This is a genomic window from Enterobacter ludwigii, assembly GCA_023023105.1.
GTDB lineage: Bacteria > Pseudomonadota > Gammaproteobacteria > Enterobacterales > Enterobacteriaceae > Enterobacter > Enterobacter adelaidei.
Genome location: CP083824.1, coordinates 2,624,823 through 2,643,713, shown reverse-complemented (window position 1 = coordinate 2,643,713; position 18,891 = coordinate 2,624,823). Strand labels below are relative to the sequence as shown.

Genomic DNA, 18,891 nt, shown 5'->3' with positions numbered 1-18,891 from the left:
CTGTTTGCCATATAAGTGCTTTTTCGAAAGCAATATTGTTCATCCACGAAGAGTAGATATTATGGCTATTGATATGTTTCTGAAGGTCGAGGGTGTTACGGGCGAATCTAAAGATTCTAACCACACCGGCTGGACTGATATTACCTCCTTCTCCTGGGGCGCTTCCCAGCCAGGTAATATGAGCGTCGGCGGTGGTGGTGGTGCCGGTAAAGTTAACTTTAACGATCTGCACGTTAACGCTCTGATTGACAAATCCACTACAGCAATCCTGAAACACTGCGCCAGCGGTAAACACCTGACCAAAGTTGAGCTGTCCGTCTGTAAAGCCGGTGGTCAGCAGGTAGAATACTCCCGCATCACGCTGGAAGACGTTCTGGTAACGTCTGTTCAGTACACCGGTGCAGATAACGGCGATACCGTTGGTGTGACCTACGCATTCCAGGCTGCGAAAGTGAAACAGCAGTACTGGGAGCAGACCACTTCTGGTGGTAAAGGTGCTGAAAGCAGCGCTGGCTGGAACATCAAAGAGAACAAAGAAGCGTAATTGCGTATGTGACCGGGGAATTTTCCCCGGTTATTACGATTGGTTCACAACCCGGTGTATATTTGCGATGGAAAAAGCGTTAACGGTTATATCCATTGTATTATCATGTAGCGCCTGTATATCCCATCCTGCTCAGTTTCAGAGTCTAACCGTTAAGTTAGAAAAAAATGTTCCCTGTTTTGGAGTTTCGAATGACGCGAGATTCGGTGAACCTGTGTTAGTTTATGAACCTTCGATATCTAGACGTGTAGGTAACGGATGGGAGACTGTTTTTTCTCCAGGGAAATATCCTTCTCGCCATATTCTAAAATCTGAAGAGTGTCTTCGCTGGGATAAGGTGGACTGGCGGTCAGGAGAGTATGATGTGGTATTAAAGTCGAGAAATTATAATGGCGCTATTCGATATGCGACTCGCTTTGTGCTCAGTATAAATTCTAAAGGTGAATTATCGCTGGCTAAAATAGAATAGAGGCGTTTTCAAATGTTGGCGTTTTAAAGAAGTGCCAACATTTGGGTAATGGTGCCAACTTACTGATTTAGTGTATGATGGTGTTTTTGAGGTGCTCCAGTGGCTTCTGTTTCTATCAGCTGTCCCTCCTGTTCAGCTACTGAAGGCGTGGTGCGTAACGGTAAAAGTACTGCCGGACATCAGCGCTATCTCTGCTCTCACTGCCGTAAAACATGGCAGCTACAGTTCACTTACACCGCTTCTCAACCCGGTACGCATCAGAAAATCATTGATATGGCCATGAATGGCGTCGGATGTCGCGCCAGTGCACGCATTATGGGCGTTGGCCTCAACACGATTTTACGACACTTAAAAAACTCAGGCCGCAGTCGGTAAACTCACGCATACAACCGGGCAGTGACGTCATTGTTTGCGCGGAAATGGACGAACAGTGGGGTTACGTCGGCGCTAAATCACGCCAGCGCTGGTTGTTTTACGCGTATGACAGGATACGGAGGACGGTTGTGGCGCACGTATTCGGTGAACGCACGTTGGCCACGCTGGAGCGTCTTCTGGGCCTGCTGTCGGCCTTTGAGGTCGTGGTATGGATGACGGATGGCTGGCCGCTGTATGAATCACGCCTGAAGGGAGAACTGCACGTTATCAGCAAGCGATATACGCAGCGCATTGAGCGGCATAACCTGAATCTGAGGCAGCATCTGGCAAGGCTGGGCAGGAAGTCACTGTCGTTCTCAAAATCGGTGGAGCTGCATGACAAAGTCATCGGGCATTATCTGAACATAAAACACTATCAGTAAGTTGGAGTCATTACCAACATTTGGGTACTAATTCAACTCCATTTTTATTTTAATGTTTTTACTTATTCGTGAGCGTTTTTGTGAAAATCAAAGGGAATGAACATGGCTAGTCAATCATTAGTTAATCCGGGATATTGTATTGTTCAGCAACCAGGAACCCTGGATTTCCAGGCAAGGCACTTGTTCAACAATCCCAATAGTGATGCTGCACGTTATTTCATGCAGGTTAATAGTGATATGCAGTGGTCAAAACCTGGGCAGATGTTGATTCTTGATGCGCCGGGAAGTAATAATGCTGTGCAATTTAAGCAATTACAGCTTGCAAAAAAGAAAGTCAATGGTGCTCTGGCCGATCTTAACTCTGGAGAAGCGAATTTCTTTAACCAACATTTTAGTACCATAGCCGCAGTCACTAATTTTATGGATAAGTCCCTTGGTGTCGTTGCTGATGCAGGTGAAAAATATTTCAGTGAAATAGAAAAAAAACTTAAATCCATTGAGTTGGCTTACCAGAATCAGTACAGGGCGCAAGGGACATTGATAAGCCAACAGTTTTTTGTTGAGCGTCAGCGCCTCTTTTCTGAGTTGGATGGTTTATTAAACAAATTGTCCCGACTGACCTTAAAGATGAAACCCTATAACGAATTGAAGCATGCATTAGGCTTGTCAAGCAGATCCATTGTACATGAATGGAGTACAGCCGGAGTCGCTTCTATTCGTGGTTATTCAACTTATATCGATAATGCCTCTAAGGCTGCTCGTTTTCTTAAAGCGGGAGGGTGGCTTGCAATAGGTTTTGCAGGTGCAAATACCACTAATGAAGTTTACAATGCCTGCACCGCGGGACGAGAGCAGAGTTGCTCTAAAGTCGCTGTGAAAAAATACAGCAGCTTTGGTGCAAGCCTGGCAGGGGGGATTTACGGTGGTAAATACGGAGCCATGGCAGGTGCTGGTGTATGCGTTGCGCTTGGTGTTGCGACGGGGGGCGCAGGACTGCTCGCCTGCTCCATTGTCGGGGCTGCTGCAGGAGGATACGTTGGTGGCGAGATAGCGGGCGGAGCGACTGAGTATATGATGGATAAAATATGGTGAATATAGAGAATTTATTATTACTACTTATCGTGGTTTTATTGCTGATTGTTGTAATTATGGATCTGCGCAGTTCTCGTTATTTCAAAAAACACGAGGCTGATTATAATCAGTTACTTTCAGACTATCGGCGCAAGGGATATGATCTCGATCTTGTAACCGACTATGCTTCTTTTTTTGGTTCGCTGGCCAATTATCAAAAAATAATCTGGTTTGTTCGCCTTTATAAAGGCGTTAAAATGAAATTTACGCGTGAAAGGCTTGTTCAGGAAGATGCTTATAAATATGTACAGTCGTTACCTGAAGAAAGAATTGGTTGGATACTAAAGTTACATCGCCGTTATAAGTTACAGGCGTTAATATTCACTCTATGGCTCATTGTTGGATTATATTTTATCATCTTCATTAAATAGTTTTTTGATATTCAATTTCTCAAACGCCGCCGTTCTCGCTCCGAGAGCGGCAGCGTTTGAGCGCTAATCATACCAGCAGGAATACGCCATGCGATTCACGATTATTTCTACAAAACCCGGTCATCAGCCGCCGCAGAGCAGCTGTGATTTTTATGCCCCGGGCGGCACCATTGGGCGCGGTACGGATAACAACCTGGTGTTGCCGGATAATGACCGCACTATCTCTCGTCTGCAGGCCATTGTTCACGTTGACGCCCAGGGTGAATGCCGCGTGACCAACCGTGGCAGCGTCACCCGCGTGGTATTAAATGACATTCCGCTGGAGCGGGGGCGTCAGGTTGAACTGCAGGATGGCGACATTCTCGGTATTGATGACTACCGCCTCGAAGTGACCGAGCTGATCCACGACACGCAGCCCGTGAGCCGTATGGCGGCGAGCATGCAGCAGCAGGCACGTCCGACTGTCGCACCCGCACCCGCTCCGCAACCGAAGCCTGTGAGTGCAGCGCCACGAGCGAAAGCAGAGCCGACAGCCGTGCCAACGGAAATCTGGGATAACCTGATGCAGGAGTTCTCTATCTCCGACAGTATCTCCAGCAACCGCACAAAACCGCAGCCTGCAGCTTCGCACGATCCCTTCTCCCAGCCTGCGGCCCCGGAGCGTAACGCTGAAGATCCGCTGGCGATGTTCAACGACAGCGATCCTAAGCTTGAGCGTAAGAATGTCGATCCGGACACGCTGTTCAGCGATGAAGCGTTGTTCAAAAAAGAGAGCATCTTCGATGACGTCACCCCGTCAACACTGGTGCCGCCTGTAGAGAGTAAACCCGCACCAGAAGAAGAGGCGACGGATGAGCTCGATCCGCTGGCCCTGTTTGGTGGCAAGGCCAGCGCGCCAGCTGCGCGTAATGATGACCCACTCGGGCTGATGGGCGGCACGCCGTTAACCCATCCGGATGAGGTCATCGACAATCAGCCATTACCTGAACCTGAGCAGGAAGACAGCGTGCTGGCTGATTCTCCTCTGTTTGCCCCTGAGCCGCAGGAAGCACCGCGTGCAGAAGAAGCGCCCGCGCGACCAGATTATGCAGGTTTCACGATGCCTACGCCGCAGGCTGTGACGCGCAGTAGCGCTCAGGCCCCTAAGGGCCGTCTGCGTATCGATCCGGTCAATAACACTGCCACCTCAACCGCCACGGTAAACAATGGCGAGAAGGGCGATGTGTTGCAGGGTGAACTGCTGGAGGCGCTGCTGGAAGGCATGGGCCTGAGTGAAATGCAGCCGGTGCCGCAGTTTGACCGTGAAAATATGCGTCAGCTGGGGCAGATTCTGGGTATGTTCTCTCAGGGAACCGTGGCGCTGCTCTCCTCGCGCTCCATCCTCAAGCGCGGCGTAAAAGCCGACATGACCATGGTGCTGGACGATGCCAACAACCCGTTCAAGCTGTTGCCGACCGGCAAAACCGTCCTGATCCAGATGTTCGGCACCCCGATGCCGGGGTTTATGCCGCCAACAAAATCCGTGCGCGACGCGCTGATCGATTTGCAGGCGCATCAGCTGGGTATGATCTCCGGTATCCGCGCCATTATTGCCGCGATGCTGCAGTCCTTTAACCCGGAACAGCTCGAAGAGCAGGCGAAGCAGAACGGCATGACCTCCCGTCTGGCGCTACCGGGCAGCCGCAAAGCCGCCCTGTGGGACTATTTTGTCCGCAGCTATGGCGAGACGGCCGGCGAGATTGAGGATGACTTCCATACCCTGTTTGGCGAAGCATTCCTTCATGCGTATGACATGGAGGTGAATCAGTACAAAGACTCACAGAGCGGATCGGAAGACAAATGAATATCGCAACGGCTTCTCTCTCCCGCCAGGGGACGCGCGCCAGCAACCAGGATCAGACGGGAGAAACCATTGGGGAACGTTCAGCCTGCTTTGTCGTCTGTGACGGCATCGCGGGCCTGCCGGGTGGTGACGTCGCCGCTGAACTGGCCCGCAACAGCATTATCTCCCGCTTCGATGGCGACAAGCACCTCAACGCGCAGCATATACGCGACTATGTGAAAACGGCGAACCGCACCATTCTGAGTGAACAGCAGGCGGTACAGGACTATCGCCGGATGGGCACGACGCTGGTCAGCCTGTTTATTGACAGGGATTACGGCCTGGCGTACTGGGCGCACGCCGGAGACAGCCGTCTGTATCTGTTTCGTCGGGGCTGGTTGTGGCATGTCACCACCGACCACAGCCTGGTGCAACAGATGAAAGATGCCGGACACCAGACCGACGACCTGAACAGCAACCTGCTGTATCTGGCGCTGGGGATTGAAAACGGTGGACCGGAAGCGAGCTACAGCGACGTGGTACAGGTTGAAGATGGCGATGCCTTTTTACTCTGCACAGACGGCTTCTGGCATGGCGTCAGCGAAGAGCAGATGAAACAATCGCTACACATGGTCAACACACCGCAAGAATGGTTGACCTTAATGAACCAAATCATTCAAAAGAATGGCGAGCAGGAGGGGAATGCGCAGGATAACTATACCGCTCTGGCGGTATGGATGGGCAACCCTCAGGACACCACATTGCTGCACACACTCTCTGACGCAGCACAATTTCTTCCCTGCGGAACTGATTAGACACACAAGGAACGATATGAAACTTTGGCTATCGGGTTTGGCACTTCTGACGGTGGCTTCCACCGCGCAGGCTGAGAATTTCCGCATTGTGCAGTCACCTGCGCAGAAGCTGGATATCTGGATCGACAACATCAAAGACAACACGCCGCAGAGCTGGTGTAAGCCAGAGGTGGCCCTGCGTATTGTGGCGAACGGCAAGAAAGACGTTTCCGTTCTGGAGAACTTTGTGCCACGTCTTGGTGCTCTGCTGGAACACCAGTGCAGCAAAGTGAATAAGCTCAACTGGACGCTTAACGATCCGGCGGGCACGACGCTGGCACAGGGCACAGCAGGTAAAGCACAGGATTGGGCGCTGGTGGTGAAACAGGAGCAGTCCGCCCCAGCAGCGACCGTAACCGCAACCCCTGCCAGCGGTGCGTTAGTGCCGCCGGACCAGAATGTCGCCGCCCAAACTGCTGCCGCCGACCGCACGCCGTGGCAGGAATTTACCCTTCAGGATGGCTGCCACCTGCGCACCTTCTGGGAAGGGGGTTCCTCAGCACCGGCGCTGTTTATTCCGGATACTGACACCACCCGCTGCGGTAACGGGAGCTGGCTGAGTGGACACGCCGTCATCTCACAGTCCCGTAACGGCGGGCAGAAAGAGATGGCAGTGACGTACATTCATGGCTTCCCGGTAATGGGGCTGAATCAAAGCGCCAACCCTGAAAACGCGCTGATCACCTCCGTCAATAAAGAGCGCATGGTATTCAGCACCCCAAACAGCGACCAGAGCTGGATGATCCTGCCTTACGACGACACCCTCAATAGCTGGAAGAGTAACGGCACCGTAGCGGTGGAGATTTCCCGTGAAACCGCCAGCGACGATGCAAAACTACAGGCGCGTATTGCGGCAGTGAAAAAAACCTGGAGCGCCTGGGTTGCACCCGGTACCCCGGTGAATATCGTTCTGATTGATACCCTGCGTCCTCAACTGCGCGACCCGGCAGTCGGTGCGTGGCGCGCGGCGAATTAAGGAATGGCTATGAATACGCTTTATCAACACCTGGCGGGTGAGTCGCTCAGCGACGCGCTGGCACGTCTTGAAGCCGAAATCAAAGCCCGTCCGGCAGATGCCGATCTCCGCGCCGCGTTCGTACAGTTTTTAACCCTCAGCGGCAACTGGACGCGTGCGCTGACTCAACTGAAAAGCTGGCTGGCGCTGAAGCCTCAGGCAAAGCCAACGGTTACGCTGCTGGAGCAGTCAATCCAGGGCGAGTTGCAACGTGCGCAGGTAATGGCGGGACAAGCGCGTCCGGCCATGCCTGAAACCCAGTGGCCGTGGCTGACCACGCTTGCTGCGGCGCTGAGCGAAGAAGGCGAACAAGCCGCGGTACTGCGTCTGGACGCCCTTGAACAGGCGCAGGCAAACCCGGGACACCTCACCCTCGAAAACGAGGAAACACAGACGTTTGACTGGCTGATGGATGGCGATGCCCGTCTCGGCCCGGTGTGTGAAACCATTGTGAACGGTCGCTATTTCTGGCTGCCGTTTAGCGCCATCGCAGAAATCCGCTTCCAGGCTCCGGCCAGCGTCACCGATCTCGTCTGGCGCCATGCGCTGGTACGTCTGACCGACGGTACGGAACAGGTGTGTCAGATCCCGGCGCGCTATCCTTTTGCGGCCGATGCCTCCGATGCGGTCAAGCTGGGACGCACCACCGAGTGGCGTCCGCTCGACGAGGACGCCACCCTTTACGAAGGGATGGGGCAGAAAGCCTGGCTGAGCGAACAAAGCGAAAGCCCGCTGCTGACGCTAAGCCTCGTGACGTTTGCGACGGATGGAGCCGATGAGTAATCCCGCTGGCGAAGGCGATCTGCTGCGCAGCGGCTGGCAAGCCCGCAGCAAGCAGGAGAAGGTGGGGGCGCGCGATAAAATGCAGCCCTCACTGCTGGATCGCCTCACCGATAACGACCCGGAAAAAAAACGCGAGTCGGCCAACAGCAATCTGATCACCCACGCTGCGCTGCGTCGCAATGTCCTGCGGGATCTGCAGTGGCTGTTTAACACCATTAACCATGATGCGTCCGGTGATTTGAGTGCGTTGCCACACGTCAACCGCTCGGTGATCAACTTTGGTGTTGCGCCGCTGGCCGGGAAGCGCATGTCGGATATCGAATGGCACGACATTCAGCGCAAGCTCACTGAGGCCATCATCAATTTTGAACCACGTATTTTGCCGCAAGGGCTGCAGGTTCGCTGCGTATCGGATACCTCATCGCTGGATCTGCACAACGTGCTGTCCATCGAAATCAAAGGGCGTTTGTGGTGTGTGCCATACCCGCTGGAGTTTCTTTTTCGCACTGATGTCGATCTGGAAAACGGCCATTTTGAACTGAAAGATGCGGGGTAATCATGGAAAGTAAACTGCTCGAATACTACAACCGTGAACTGGCCTACCTGCGTGAAATGGGGGCCGAATTTGCAGAACGCTACCCTAAAGTCGCCGGACGGCTGGGCATGCGCGGCATCGAGGTTGCGGATCCGTATACCGAACGTCTGATGGAGGGCTTTGCCTTCCTGACGTCCCGCGTGCAGATGAAAATGGATGCGGAGTTTCCGCGTTTCTCTCAGCGCCTGCTGGAGATGATTGCGCCGAACTATCTCGCCCCGACCCCCTCAATGGCGATTGCTGAAATCCAGCCAGACAGTAGCCGGGGCGATCTGAGCAAAGGTTTTATCGTGCCGCGCGGCACTATGATGGACAGCCTGGCGCTGAAAAAAACCGGCGTGACCTGCAGCTATACCACTGCGCACGAGGTCAACCTGCTGCCGCTGAAAATCGAGAAAGTCGAACTGGGCGGGGTGCCTGCTGACCTGCCGCTGGCGCAGCTGGGCCTGAGCCAACGGGGGATCAACAGCGCGTTACGGATCCGCATCGCCTGCGACGGCCCGCAAAACCTCGGTCACCTGGATTTCGACCGTCTGGAATTTTTCCTCGGCGGTCCTGACATTGAAGCGCTGAAGCTGCTGGAGCTGGTGATGGAGCACCACGCCGGGATCGTCTGCCAGACGGTCAGCCCGCAGCCGCAGCGACAACTGCTGGCATCTGACGCTTTGCGTCAGGAGGGCTTTGAACCGGATCAGGCGCTGCTCCCGGACGATCTGCGTAACTTTGACGGTTATCGCCTGTTGCAGGAGTATTTTGCTTTTCCGGCACGTTTCCGCTTCATCAGCCTGAGCGGTCTGAGCAGGCTTATTGAGCGCAGCGAAGACGAAAAAGCCTTTGATATTTTCATCCTGCTGGATAAGTCGGATGAGCAACTGGAGCGCGTCGTTGATGCCAGTCATCTGGCGTTGCACTGTACGCCGGTGATCAATCTGTTCCCGAAAGTGGCGGCGCGACAAAAGCTCAACGACGGTCAGCATGAATACCATCTGGTGGTGGATAACATCCGTCCGCTGGATTATGAAATTTACGCGGTGAATAAAATCTTCGGCAGCGCCGACGGCCAGCGTGACGACCAGACGTTTCGTCCTTTCTGGAGTACCTGGAGCGGCGATGCGGGCAATTACGGTGCCTATTTTTCTCAGCGCCGGGAACAGCGCGTGCTCTCAGAACATGCTCTGCGGTACGGCACCCGTACCGGTTATATCGGTTCGGAGGTCTTTGTTTCGCTGGTGGATGAACAGCATGCACCCTGGCAGGAAAACCTGCGCTACATCTCCGCCGAGGTGTTGTGCACCAGCCGCGATCTGCCGCTGATGCTGCAGCAGGAGCTCGGGCAGTTCATTATGGCCGACTCCATGCCGGTGAAATCCCTTACCTTGCGTAAAGGCCCAACGCCACCGCGTCCGGCGCTGGCCGAAGGGTTCAGTACCTGGCGGCTTATCAGTCAGTTGCAGATGAACTACCTCAGCCTGATGGACAGCGAAAATGAAGAGGGCGCGGCGGCGCTGCGTCAGCTGTTAGGGCTGTATGCAAACCTGGCAGAAACGCCCGTTGCGCGTCAGGTCGAAGGGGTTCGCCACTGCGTGCTGGAACCCGTTCACCGTCGTGTTCCTGAACCCGGTCCGGTCGTTTTCGCCCGTGGGATCGGTATTACCCTGACGGTGGATGAGCGGGCGTTTTCCGGTGCCAGCCCCTGGCTTTTTGGCAGCGTGCTGGAGCGCCTGTTTGCCCGGCTGGTGTCGATCAACAGCTTCACCGAGTTCACCCTGCAAAGTCAGCAGCGCGGCGAGATCGGCTACTGGGCTCCGCGGATGGGTAAAAGGGCGCTGCTATGAGTGACGTTGCTGTCGCACCGCTGCGCGTCCAGCGCCTGACGCCGTTGTCGGATACGTTCTGGCATGGCGTTCGCGAGACCCCGTGGCGCTACGATCTGTTCCAGCTGTTAAGGCGTATTGATGCTCAGGGCGGCGAGCGCTACCCGCTGGGACGCGCGCCACTGCCAAAGTTTGAGCCGTTACGCATCGGTCAGCAGCCGTCGATGAGTTTTGCGCCGTCGACGGTGGCACAGGCCGGCCTGCGGGAGGAAAGCGGGCTGCATGAGGTGTCTATCCTCAGCTTCGGCCTGTTTGGCCCTAACGGCCCGCTGCCGGTACACATGACCGAGTACGCCCGCGAGCGTATTCATCATCACCAGGACACCAGCCTGAGCGCGTTTGCCGATCTGTTCCATCATCGTCTGACGTTGCTGTTTTATCGCGCGTGGGCGGATGCGCAGCCTGCAGTCTCTCTGGACCGCGCCGACAACAGGCGCTTTGAGGGGTATCTGGCGTCGCTGATTGGCATGGGACAGCCGGGCCAGATGGACAAAGGCAGCCTGAGCTCGCATGCACGCTTTACCCACGCCGGGCACCTGACCCGTCACGGGCGCGATCCCGAGGGGCTGGAGAAGATCCTGCGCAACTATTTTAAAGCGCCGGTCAAACTGATAAGCAACGTGCCCCAGTGGATGCCGCTTTCACCGCGTGAGCAGGCGCAGTTGGGCGAAGGACGTCGTTTGCCTCGTCTGGGCGAATCTGCGTTTCTCGGCGTTGCCGTCCGCGACGTGCAGCACAAGTTTCGCATCGACATTGGCCCGCTGAGCGCGGAGGAGTACAACCGTTTTCTGCCGGGCGAAGCGTGGGTCACCGAGCTGCGCGACTGGGTGCGCCAGTATCTTGGGGTGGAGTTTGAATGGGAAACACGGGTGATCCTGCGTGAAGACGCCGTGCAGGGCACCACGCTCGGCAGCGCCGGGCGATTAGGCTATAACACCTGGCTGGGACTTCAGCCGCAGCCTGTCCCGCGTGGCGACCTGGTGTATTGCGCAGAGCGATAATTTTTCTAACGCATTGTTATCAACGGAACCGAACATGTCAGAAATTAGCCGTGCCGTGCTTTTCGGCAAACTGGATACGCTGTTATTTACCTCTCTGGAAAGCGCCACTGCGTTCTGCAAGCTGCGCGGCAACCCCTATGTTGAGCTGGTGCACTGGCTGCATCAGCTGATGCAGCAGCAGGATGGCGATCTGCAGCAGGTCATCCGCCACTTTGGTCTCGACGAACAGCAACTGACGCGTGATATCGTGGCCGCGCTGGACGCACTTCCGCGCGGCGCGAGCTCCGTTTCCGATCTCTCCGAACATATCGACAGCGCTGTGGAGCGCGCCTGGGTGTTCGGCTCGCTGAAGTTTGGCGTCAGCCGTATTCGTGGCGGGCATTTGCTGATCGGCATACTGAAAACCTGGAATCTGGCTAACGTGCTGAAAAGCATCTCTGCGCAGTTTACTCGTCTGAATGTCGAGGTGTTGATTGAGCAGTTCGACGCTATTTGCGCCAACAGCAAAGAGACGCAGCAGGCTGCTGCCGCGGCGGATGTGCCAGCCGGTGCAGTACCGGCTGCACAGGGCACGCTGGCCCAGTATGGTCAGGACCTGACTGCGCGTGCCCGTGAAGGGAAAATTGATCCGGTGGTCGGGCGTGATGAAGAGATCCGCCAGATGGTCGACATTCTGATGCGCCGCCGTCAGAACAATCCGCTGCTGACCGGAGAAGCCGGGGTCGGGAAAACGGCCGTGGTGGAAGGACTGGCGTTGCGTATCGCCGACGGCGACGTGCCGGAACCGCTGCAAAATATTCAACTCTGGCTGCTGGATATCGGCATGCTACAGGCCGGTGCAGGCATGAAAGGTGAGTTCGAAGCACGTCTGCAGGCATTAATCAATGAAGTGCAGTCCAGCGCCACGCCGATCATTCTGTTCATTGATGAGATCCACACTCTGATTGGCGCAGGTGGCCAGCAGGGGACCGGTGATGCGGCAAACCTGCTGAAGCCTGCCCTGGCTCGCGGGCAACTGCGTACCATTGGGGCCACGACCTGGGCGGAGTACAAAAAATACATTGAGAAAGATCCGGCGCTGACCCGTCGTTTCCAGACGGTACAGGTTCACGAGCCGGATGAAGCCAAAGCCATTCTGATGCTGCGCAGCACCGTCTCGCCGCTGGAGACCCATCACCAGGTCCTGTTGCTGGACGAAGCGGTCAGCGCGGCGGTGAAGCTGTCGCATCGCTACATTCCGGCGCGTCAGCTACCGGATAAAGCTGTTGCGTTGCTTGATACCGCCTGTGCCCGCGTCGCGGTCAGCCAGAGCGCGCCACCTGCGCAGTTGGAAGACTGCCTGCGCCACCTTGCCGCGCTGGACGTGGAAATTGAGATAGCGGAACGCGAAGCCCGCGTGGGGGCAGGTGACGTCGATCGCGTGACGGCATTACTTGCAGATCGCGACGCGTATGAAACAAAACGCGAAGCCCTGGCCCAGCGTTGGGAAGATGAACGCAGCCTGGTGCAGGAGATTATCCGCCTGCGTGCCGCGCTGTTTGCAGTGGGCGACGACGATAACGCTGAGCTTCGCCGCCAACTGGCGGAACAGCAGCAGGCGCTGAACGCCTTGCAGGGTGATGAACCGCTGCTGTTCGCGGCGGTGGATGAAAACGTGGTCGCTGCAGTGGTTTCTGACTGGACCGGCATCCCGCTGGGCCGGATGGTGAAAAACGAGATCGACGCGGTGCTGAACCTCGCCGACACGCTCAACCAGCGCGTTATTGGCCAGCGTCACGGTCTGGAGCTCATTGCCCGTCGCGTCAAAACCTCACGGGCGAAACTCGACGACCCGAACAAACCGGTCGGGGTCTTTATGCTGTGTGGCCCGTCTGGCGTCGGTAAAACCGAAACCGCACTGGCGCTCGCCGAATCGCTGTACGGCGGTGAACAGAACGTTATCACTATCAACATGAGTGAGTTCCAGGAAGCACACACCGTTTCCACCTTAAAAGGTGCGCCTCCGGGGTACGTAGGGTATGGTGAAGGCGGGGTGTTAACCGAGGCGGTCCGCCGTCGTCCGTACAGCGTGGTGTTGCTGGATGAAATTGAAAAAGCGCACCCGGACGTACACGAGATTTTCTTCCAGGTCTTCGATAAAGGCTGGATGGAAGACGGCGAGGGTCGCCACATTGATTTCCGTAACACCATAATTATTCTGACGTCTAACGTTGGCACCGATCTGATCAGCGCCATGTGTGCCGATCCGGATCTGATGCCGGAGCCAGACGCCCTGAGCGGCGCGCTTCGCCAGCCACTGCTGGAAGTATTCCCGCCAGCGCTGCTGGGCCGCTTGCTGGTGGTGCCGTACTACCCGCTCAGTGACGAGATGCTGGGGCTGATTGTTCGCCTGCAGCTCAAGCGCATTCAGCGTCGTCTGGAAGAGAATCACAGCATTATTTCTGAGTTTGACGACAGCGTAGTGGAACAAATTGTTCAGCGCTGTACCGAGGTGGAGTCTGGTGGTCGCATGGTGGACGCTATCCTGACCAATACCCTGCTGCCTCAGATGAGCCAGATCTTACTTACCGCCAGCCGCAGCGACGAGCAGTACCGACGTCTGCATGTCACCTGCGAGCAGGGCGAGTTTCACTGTCAGTTTGCCGCGTAATAATCATCAAGAGAACTGTAAAAGATGACGGATAATGATAACAATCGGACTGTTCCAAACGCGCTCCCGGTCGGGTATCGCTTCAACGAGTTTGAAATCAAAGAGGTGATCGGCGGCGGTGGATTCGGCATCGTCTATCGCGCGTGGGATCATCAGCTCGAACGCACTATCGCTATCAAAGAATTTATGCCTTCTTCGCTCGCCGTGCGTGGCGATGACATGACCCTCGTGCTGCGCAGTGAGCGCTTTGGCAAAGCCTTTTCCGCAGGCCTGAATAGCTTTATTCAGGAGGCTCGTCTGCTGGCGCGTTTTAACCACCCGAACCTGCTGCACGTCCTGCGTTTTTGGGTACAAAACGACACGGCCTATATGGGGACGCTGTTTTACAGCGGTACCACGCTTTCTCGCCTGCGTGAAGAAAAGCCGGAGCTGATTAACGAGGCCTGGATCCGTCGTACGCTGCCGATGCTGTTTGGCGCGATTAAGACCATCCATGACGAAGGCTATCTGCACCGCGACATCTCCCTGGATAACATTCAAATTCAGGAGAACGGTCTGCCGGTACTGCTCGATTTCGGCTCCGCACGTCGCACCATTGGTAACCTTTCTGACGAAACGGAAACCATGTTGCGCCCGGGTTTTGCGCCCATTGAGCAGTACACCGACGACAACGAAAGCGAGCAGGGCCCGTGGACAGATATTTATGCCCTCGGTGCGGTGTTGCGTACGCTAATCGTGGGTTCACCGCCGCCAGTCAGCGTGGTGCGTTCGATCCAGGACACCTGCAAACCGCTGGTCGAGTTGATGCCGCTGGGCTATTCCATTCCACTGCTGCAGGCCATTGACCGCGCGCTGTCGCTGCACATGGAAGACCGTCCGCAGTCCATCGACGAGTTTGCCGCGCTGATTGAGATGCCGGTCGCCGGTATCAACGACGTGCTGACGGCGAAAAAACCTGGCACGATGCTGGTTCCGGTGGAAGAGGAAAAACCGGCTTCTGTACTCGACTGGCGTCGCTACAAGATCCCTGGGATGGTTGCCGCAGGTGTGCTGGTAGGTGTTGTCGCCGGAGCGATGCTGTTTAGCGGCGGCCATGATGCGCCGGAGCAGGCCGCACAAGCGCCGGAAGCGTCTCGCCCGACGGAAACCGCATCTAACGCGCCAGAAGTAAAACCTGAAACCGAGAAGGTGAGCGAGCCAGCGGCAACGCCTGAGACCGCGCAACCGAGCCCGCCACCGGTTGAAGCCAGCCCGATTGCCCTGGTTTACATTCGCATTCTTGATGGCGAGACGTTGAAAGTGAACGGCGAGACAAAAGCGCTGCGTCCGGCGACCAACGGTTATGCATCGCTGAAATTGCCGGCGGGTGAGATCAGAATTGAACTGGAAGGGAATGGAAGAACCCGTACCCAGACGCTGGATATTGCGAAGCCTGGCACCTGGCTGGTGAATCCATAAGTAAGGTAGACAGGGGCAGGTAACAGGACGGAGCGAATGTATAACATTAAGTTTGTCTATCTTTTCAACGAGAATGTCTCGCCAGCGCTTTTTGCGAAAATTACCCGCCCGTCCGTTGCCGGGCAGTGGATTATGTCGGTTCCTGACAATTCGCTGCGCTCCCTGTTCACACGCTACGATTTGCTGCACGCCATCACTGGCGCGAATCCTTATCAGTCAGGGCGTGATACCCGTAAGCTGATTGTGCAGGATCTTGATATGGGCAGGGTCGTTGCTATCGACGAGAGCTATCGCAACTGGTCGTCGGTGACGGAGATGTTTTATATCAATGCCGATGGCCGTCTGCAGGCCGCCTCGTTGAACGGTCTGGGCTGGTACCCGGTAAGTACCATTGTCGATCGTTACGAAACGATGGTGCGAACCTATGGTTCTCGCCCTGCGCCAACAGTGCTGCCGAAGCAGGTTGTGAAATCCAAAACGGCACAGATGCCGGATAAGCCGACACCGGGCAAAGACGGTAAAACCTACGCGGCGCAACTGCAGGAGATGACCAAGGCAGAGCGTTGGCAGGCACGTAAGGATCTGATTGCGAAGGGAAGCAACAGTCTCTACCCGGATGCGCAGATCGCGGCTAAACGGTTAGCGGCGAATAATATTGCCGTGGAGAAAGCGAAGCTTGCGGAAAATGTTTATAAGACCGTAAACCCGCTGGAATCAACGCCGGGCGTGCCGGAGGGGTGGAAGGATATTAGTAATGATAATGCGATGTTGAATAAATTTTATCTCTCGAACGATATGCTTTACGACAAAAAAGTCGGTCCCGACTTTCTGGCGCGCGTCTATCAACCTGACCCTGATATTTTTGGTAATGATATGAACCCTACCTTGGTATTTAGGGGGTCCCGGGCGCCGGAAATTACATCCAAGGAAGAGATAATTTCTTGGATGAAGGGGGATGAAGGTGCACAATTAATTAAAAATGGGGAAGACTGGAAAAATAATTTTTCGCAGGGTGCTGGAATGAGTGCGGAATATTATAGGAAGGCAGTATTGATTGGTAATAGACTGGCAAGGTCTGGTCAGAATATTGATATTGCTGGGCACTCATTAGGTGGTGGAATGGCTTCCGCAACTTCAATTGCTGGTGGTAAAGCTGGATGGACTTTTAATGCTGCCGGGCTAAATAGTAGTACCGTAAAAAAATATGGCGGCAAGATTGTTGGAAGTCCGGATAACATTCAGGCCTATCGGGTTAAAGGAGAACTCTTGACGAAGCTTCAGGAGGTTAATCCATTAGAGGATATTCAGATAATGAAAGAATATGGACCTGGAAGTTTCCTGCTTAAGGAAGAACTTTCTGCGATGCTTCCAAACGCTGCTGGAATACCTCACGATTTACCCGGTGGTGTGGGTGGAGCATTTGACAAGCATGGGATCAATCAAGCTATTGATTGTATAGAACAACAAAAAGACGAAGACATTTCGATTATCAGGAGTCGTTTGTGAAGACGTATGTTTTAACAAGCCTGATGTTTATTTTTATTTTCACGGTTCAGGGGTGTAAGCCAAATATGGATTTAAAACCACAGGATTACTTCAACGGAGATCAGCTTACTTTGGCGAAGGCTATTGAAAGTGGCAAGTTCGAAGAAGTTAACAAACTTGCCCCAAAAACCGAGCTCAACAAACCAGGGCAACATGATATGACTCTGCTGTTCTGGGCTGTTGGATGCTCAATAAACGATCGAAATTCTGTCTCGAAATTAAAAATAATAACTGATCTGGTAAAGAGTGGAGCGGATCCACTCCAGCAAACTCAGAAAGGTGATAGCAGCCCGGCTGAATTTGTTCTGAAAAGTGATAATGGTGAATGGATAAAAGCAATGTTAGATGGTGGCTTATCGACAGATGCTAAAGATAAGACTTTCAATAAGCCAATAATATTCAACACGCTTGAAGCAAAAAATACCAGGACACTAAAGGTCATGATTGACAGAGGAGCAAATATCAACGTCACCGACTCGCTCGGAGATACTTTACTAATGTATGCAATGGATTACGGTAAATACGAGCATGTACTGTTATTACTGGATAGTGGTGCAGATCCTACAATTCCTGGCAAAGGTGGCTGGACTTTAGGTAATCAACTTGAGCGTCTTTTAACTGATACAAAAGAAGATGACGAGCACTATCAAATCCTAAATAAGATAAAAGAAGAATTAATTAAGCACGGCGGTAAATGGCCACCTGCGCCAGTAAAATAAGAGATGAGCAGGATATGACTGGAAAAGATAAGGTGTTCTTTTTCTGGGGGGGTATGGATATTCTTGCCATCATACTCTATTGTGTTAACTCAGTACGAATGGGAAGAATACCTGTCATTTCGGATGCCCAATCATTTATTGATCTATGGTATGCACACAACGCTGTAGTACCAGGCATATTCGTAATGATCCTTTTTATACTGGATCTGGGACTTCTGCTTTCTTTTGTTGTCTCAGCAATTCTTTTCTTTAAACGGAAGCACTGGGCAGTTAAGTTGGCTCTGTTTCAAGAAGTTTTTCGATTGATATCATTCCGTTGTTCCCTTTCATTATTCCCGTTGCTGGTGGGCGTTACTGGTATCTCGAATGTTTGGGTTAACCTTATTTTATTCATAATCTCCGAAACGCTAAAATTGTACTCCCTAAAATATTATAAATATGTGCAGAAGGGAGTTTCTGCGTAAAATAGTGCTTTTATCAAGCATTGAGGGGCGAATGATTCTTCGAAATTTTTTCGTGTTAGTAATAGTAATCCTTTTACCAGGGTGCAATTGGGATGTAGAGATGGGCCCCCGGGATTATTTCAGTGGTTCACAACTTATTCTGGCTGAGGCAATTGAGCGTGGCGATACGAGTCATGTAAAAAAACTTGTGGCAACAACTGAACTCAACAAACCTGGTAAAGAGGACATGACGCTGCTCTTTTGGGCATTAGGCAATACAATGTATGAAAAGAAGACTGCTAATCGACTAAAGATTGTAACCCTTTTAGTCAAGGCGGGGGCGGATCCACTCCAGCCACGTTCTAAAGGTAAAAGTAGTCCTGCAGAGTTTGTCCTCATGGCCGATAGCGGTGTATGGATTGAAGCGCTGCTTGATGGTGGATTGTCGCCTAATGCAAAGGATAAAACATTTGATAAGCCAATTGTTTTCCAGTCAATAAAGGCTAAAAATACTGAAACGTTAAAAGTAATGTTGGATTATGGTGCAGATATAAACACAGTTAACTCGTTAGGCAGTACGCTGCTATTTGAAGTCTTGAATTATCATGCGTATGATCACGTTTTCCTTTTATTAGAGCGTGGCGCTGACCCTGAGATTAGGGCCGATAATGGATGGACGATGGTAAATCAATTGCAGAGACTGCTTAATGTGGAAGAAAAAGATAGTGATGAATATAAGATGTTAATAAAAATAAAAGATGCTGTCGTTGCGCATGGCGGGAAGTGGCCGCCTGCACCGGTTAAATAGGCAACATAAAGA

At 53.5% G+C, this 18,891-nt stretch carries 17 protein-coding genes; all 17 read left to right on the top strand.

Annotated features, from left to right (window positions below):
- Nucleotides 1-61: 61 nt before the first annotated feature.
- The 17 genes from LCD46_12825 to LCD46_12745 all read left to right on the top strand — a co-directional run bounded on the left by LCD46_12825 (nucleotide 62) and on the right by LCD46_12745 (nucleotide 18,879).
- On the top strand, nucleotides 62-544 hold the full coding sequence (locus tag LCD46_12825; protein UOY68986.1) for a type VI secretion system tube protein Hcp: 483 nt from the start codon (nucleotides 62-64) through the stop codon (nucleotides 542-544).
- A gap of 568 nt (nucleotides 545-1,112) precedes the next feature.
- Nucleotides 1,113-1,810 (top strand): IS1 family transposase gene (locus LCD46_12820; GenBank protein UOY68985.1). Its coding sequence is split into 2 segments (ribosomal slippage): nucleotides 1,113-1,362 and nucleotides 1,362-1,810, totalling 699 coding nucleotides; the frame shifts between segments, so codons are not numbered across the junction.
- A 102-nt stretch (nucleotides 1,811-1,912) separates the two neighbouring features.
- Complete coding sequence (locus LCD46_12815) at nucleotides 1,913-2,902, top strand: hypothetical protein (GenBank protein ID UOY68984.1); 990 nt, start codon at nucleotides 1,913-1,915, stop codon at nucleotides 2,900-2,902.
- Entirely contained in the window at nucleotides 2,896-3,312 is a 417-nt protein-coding gene (locus LCD46_12810) for a hypothetical protein (protein ID UOY68983.1), read from the top strand. The genes LCD46_12815 and LCD46_12810 overlap by 7 nt, the downstream gene beginning before the upstream one ends.
- An 88-nt stretch (nucleotides 3,313-3,400) precedes the next feature.
- Nucleotides 3,401-5,155 (top strand): type VI secretion system-associated FHA domain protein TagH, encoded by a 1,755-nt coding sequence (gene tagH / locus LCD46_12805; GenBank protein UOY68982.1) that lies wholly within the window; start codon nucleotides 3,401-3,403, stop codon nucleotides 5,153-5,155.
- Complete coding sequence (locus LCD46_12800; GenBank protein ID UOY68981.1) at nucleotides 5,152-5,949, top strand: protein phosphatase 2C domain-containing protein; 798 nt, start codon at nucleotides 5,152-5,154, stop codon at nucleotides 5,947-5,949. Before tagH ends, LCD46_12800 begins: the two co-directional genes overlap by 4 nt.
- A gap of 16 nt (nucleotides 5,950-5,965) precedes the next feature.
- Complete coding sequence (locus LCD46_12795) at nucleotides 5,966-6,964, top strand: hypothetical protein (GenBank protein ID UOY68980.1); 999 nt, start codon at nucleotides 5,966-5,968, stop codon at nucleotides 6,962-6,964.
- A 9-nt stretch (nucleotides 6,965-6,973) separates the two neighbouring features.
- Complete coding sequence (locus LCD46_12790; protein ID UOY68979.1) at nucleotides 6,974-7,786, top strand: protein of avirulence locus ImpE; 813 nt, start codon at nucleotides 6,974-6,976, stop codon at nucleotides 7,784-7,786.
- A complete protein-coding gene (gene tssE / locus LCD46_12785) occupies nucleotides 7,779-8,342 on the top strand; it encodes a type VI secretion system baseplate subunit TssE (protein UOY68978.1) in 564 nt (187 codons plus the stop codon). The genes LCD46_12790 and tssE overlap by 8 nt, the downstream gene beginning before the upstream one ends.
- A gap of 2 nt (nucleotides 8,343-8,344) precedes the next feature.
- Entirely contained in the window at nucleotides 8,345-10,216 is a 1,872-nt protein-coding gene (tssF, locus tag LCD46_12780; protein ID UOY68977.1) for a type VI secretion system baseplate subunit TssF, read from the top strand.
- Nucleotides 10,213-11,256, top strand: a complete 1,044-nt coding sequence (gene tssG, locus LCD46_12775; GenBank protein UOY68976.1) for a type VI secretion system baseplate subunit TssG — start codon at nucleotides 10,213-10,215, stop codon at nucleotides 11,254-11,256. The genes tssF and tssG overlap by 4 nt, the downstream gene beginning before the upstream one ends.
- Nucleotides 11,257-11,290: 34 nt before the next feature.
- Nucleotides 11,291-13,906, top strand: a complete 2,616-nt coding sequence (gene tssH, locus LCD46_12770) for a type VI secretion system ATPase TssH (GenBank protein UOY68975.1) — start codon at nucleotides 11,291-11,293, stop codon at nucleotides 13,904-13,906.
- Nucleotides 13,907-13,930: 24 nt separating this feature from the next.
- Nucleotides 13,931-15,364 (top strand): protein kinase, encoded by a 1,434-nt coding sequence (locus LCD46_12765; GenBank protein UOY68974.1) that lies wholly within the window; start codon nucleotides 13,931-13,933, stop codon nucleotides 15,362-15,364.
- A gap of 36 nt (nucleotides 15,365-15,400) precedes the next feature.
- A complete protein-coding gene (locus LCD46_12760) occupies nucleotides 15,401-16,870 on the top strand; it encodes a phospholipase (GenBank protein ID UOY68973.1) in 1,470 nt (489 codons plus the stop codon).
- Between the two features lie 23 nt (nucleotides 16,871-16,893).
- Nucleotides 16,894-17,628, top strand: a complete 735-nt coding sequence (locus LCD46_12755) for an ankyrin repeat domain-containing protein (protein UOY72958.1) — start codon at nucleotides 16,894-16,896, stop codon at nucleotides 17,626-17,628.
- Nucleotides 17,604-18,092 carry a hypothetical protein gene (locus LCD46_12750; GenBank protein ID UOY68972.1) on the top strand — a complete coding sequence of 163 codons (489 nt, stop codon included), beginning with the start codon at nucleotides 17,604-17,606 and terminating at the stop codon, nucleotides 18,090-18,092. Before LCD46_12755 ends, LCD46_12750 begins: the two co-directional genes overlap by 25 nt.
- 31 nt (nucleotides 18,093-18,123) lie before the next feature.
- Entirely contained in the window at nucleotides 18,124-18,879 is a 756-nt protein-coding gene (locus LCD46_12745; GenBank protein ID UOY68971.1) for an ankyrin repeat domain-containing protein, read from the top strand.
- The last annotated feature ends 12 nt before the right edge of the window (nucleotides 18,880-18,891 follow it).

Excerpts from the sequence above, each read along its gene's own strand:
- LCD46_12825 (UOY68986.1), top strand. The coding sequence starts at position 62 with ATGGCTATTGATATGTTTCTGAAGGTCGAGGGTGTTACGGGCGAATCT.
- LCD46_12815 (UOY68984.1), top strand. The coding sequence starts at position 1,913 with ATGGCTAGTCAATCATTAGTTAATCCGGGATATTGTATTGTTCAGCAA.
- LCD46_12810 (UOY68983.1), top strand. The coding sequence starts at position 2,896 with ATGGTGAATATAGAGAATTTATTATTACTACTTATCGTGGTTTTATTG.
- tagH (UOY68982.1), top strand. The coding sequence starts at position 3,401 with ATGCGATTCACGATTATTTCTACAAAACCCGGTCATCAGCCGCCGCAG.
- LCD46_12800 (UOY68981.1), top strand. The coding sequence starts at position 5,152 with ATGAATATCGCAACGGCTTCTCTCTCCCGCCAGGGGACGCGCGCCAGC.
- LCD46_12795 (UOY68980.1), top strand. The coding sequence starts at position 5,966 with ATGAAACTTTGGCTATCGGGTTTGGCACTTCTGACGGTGGCTTCCACC.
- LCD46_12790 (UOY68979.1), top strand. The coding sequence starts at position 6,974 with ATGAATACGCTTTATCAACACCTGGCGGGTGAGTCGCTCAGCGACGCG.
- tssE (UOY68978.1), top strand. The coding sequence starts at position 7,779 with ATGAGTAATCCCGCTGGCGAAGGCGATCTGCTGCGCAGCGGCTGGCAA.
- tssF (UOY68977.1), top strand. The coding sequence starts at position 8,345 with ATGGAAAGTAAACTGCTCGAATACTACAACCGTGAACTGGCCTACCTG.
- tssG (UOY68976.1), top strand. The coding sequence starts at position 10,213 with ATGAGTGACGTTGCTGTCGCACCGCTGCGCGTCCAGCGCCTGACGCCG.
- tssH (UOY68975.1), top strand. The coding sequence starts at position 11,291 with ATGTCAGAAATTAGCCGTGCCGTGCTTTTCGGCAAACTGGATACGCTG.
- LCD46_12765 (UOY68974.1), top strand. The coding sequence starts at position 13,931 with ATGACGGATAATGATAACAATCGGACTGTTCCAAACGCGCTCCCGGTC.
- LCD46_12760 (UOY68973.1), top strand. The coding sequence starts at position 15,401 with ATGTATAACATTAAGTTTGTCTATCTTTTCAACGAGAATGTCTCGCCA.
- LCD46_12755 (UOY72958.1), top strand. The coding sequence starts at position 16,894 with ATGTTTATTTTTATTTTCACGGTTCAGGGGTGTAAGCCAAATATGGAT.
- LCD46_12750 (UOY68972.1), top strand. The coding sequence starts at position 17,604 with ATGGCCACCTGCGCCAGTAAAATAAGAGATGAGCAGGATATGACTGGA.
- LCD46_12745 (UOY68971.1), top strand. The coding sequence starts at position 18,124 with ATGATTCTTCGAAATTTTTTCGTGTTAGTAATAGTAATCCTTTTACCA.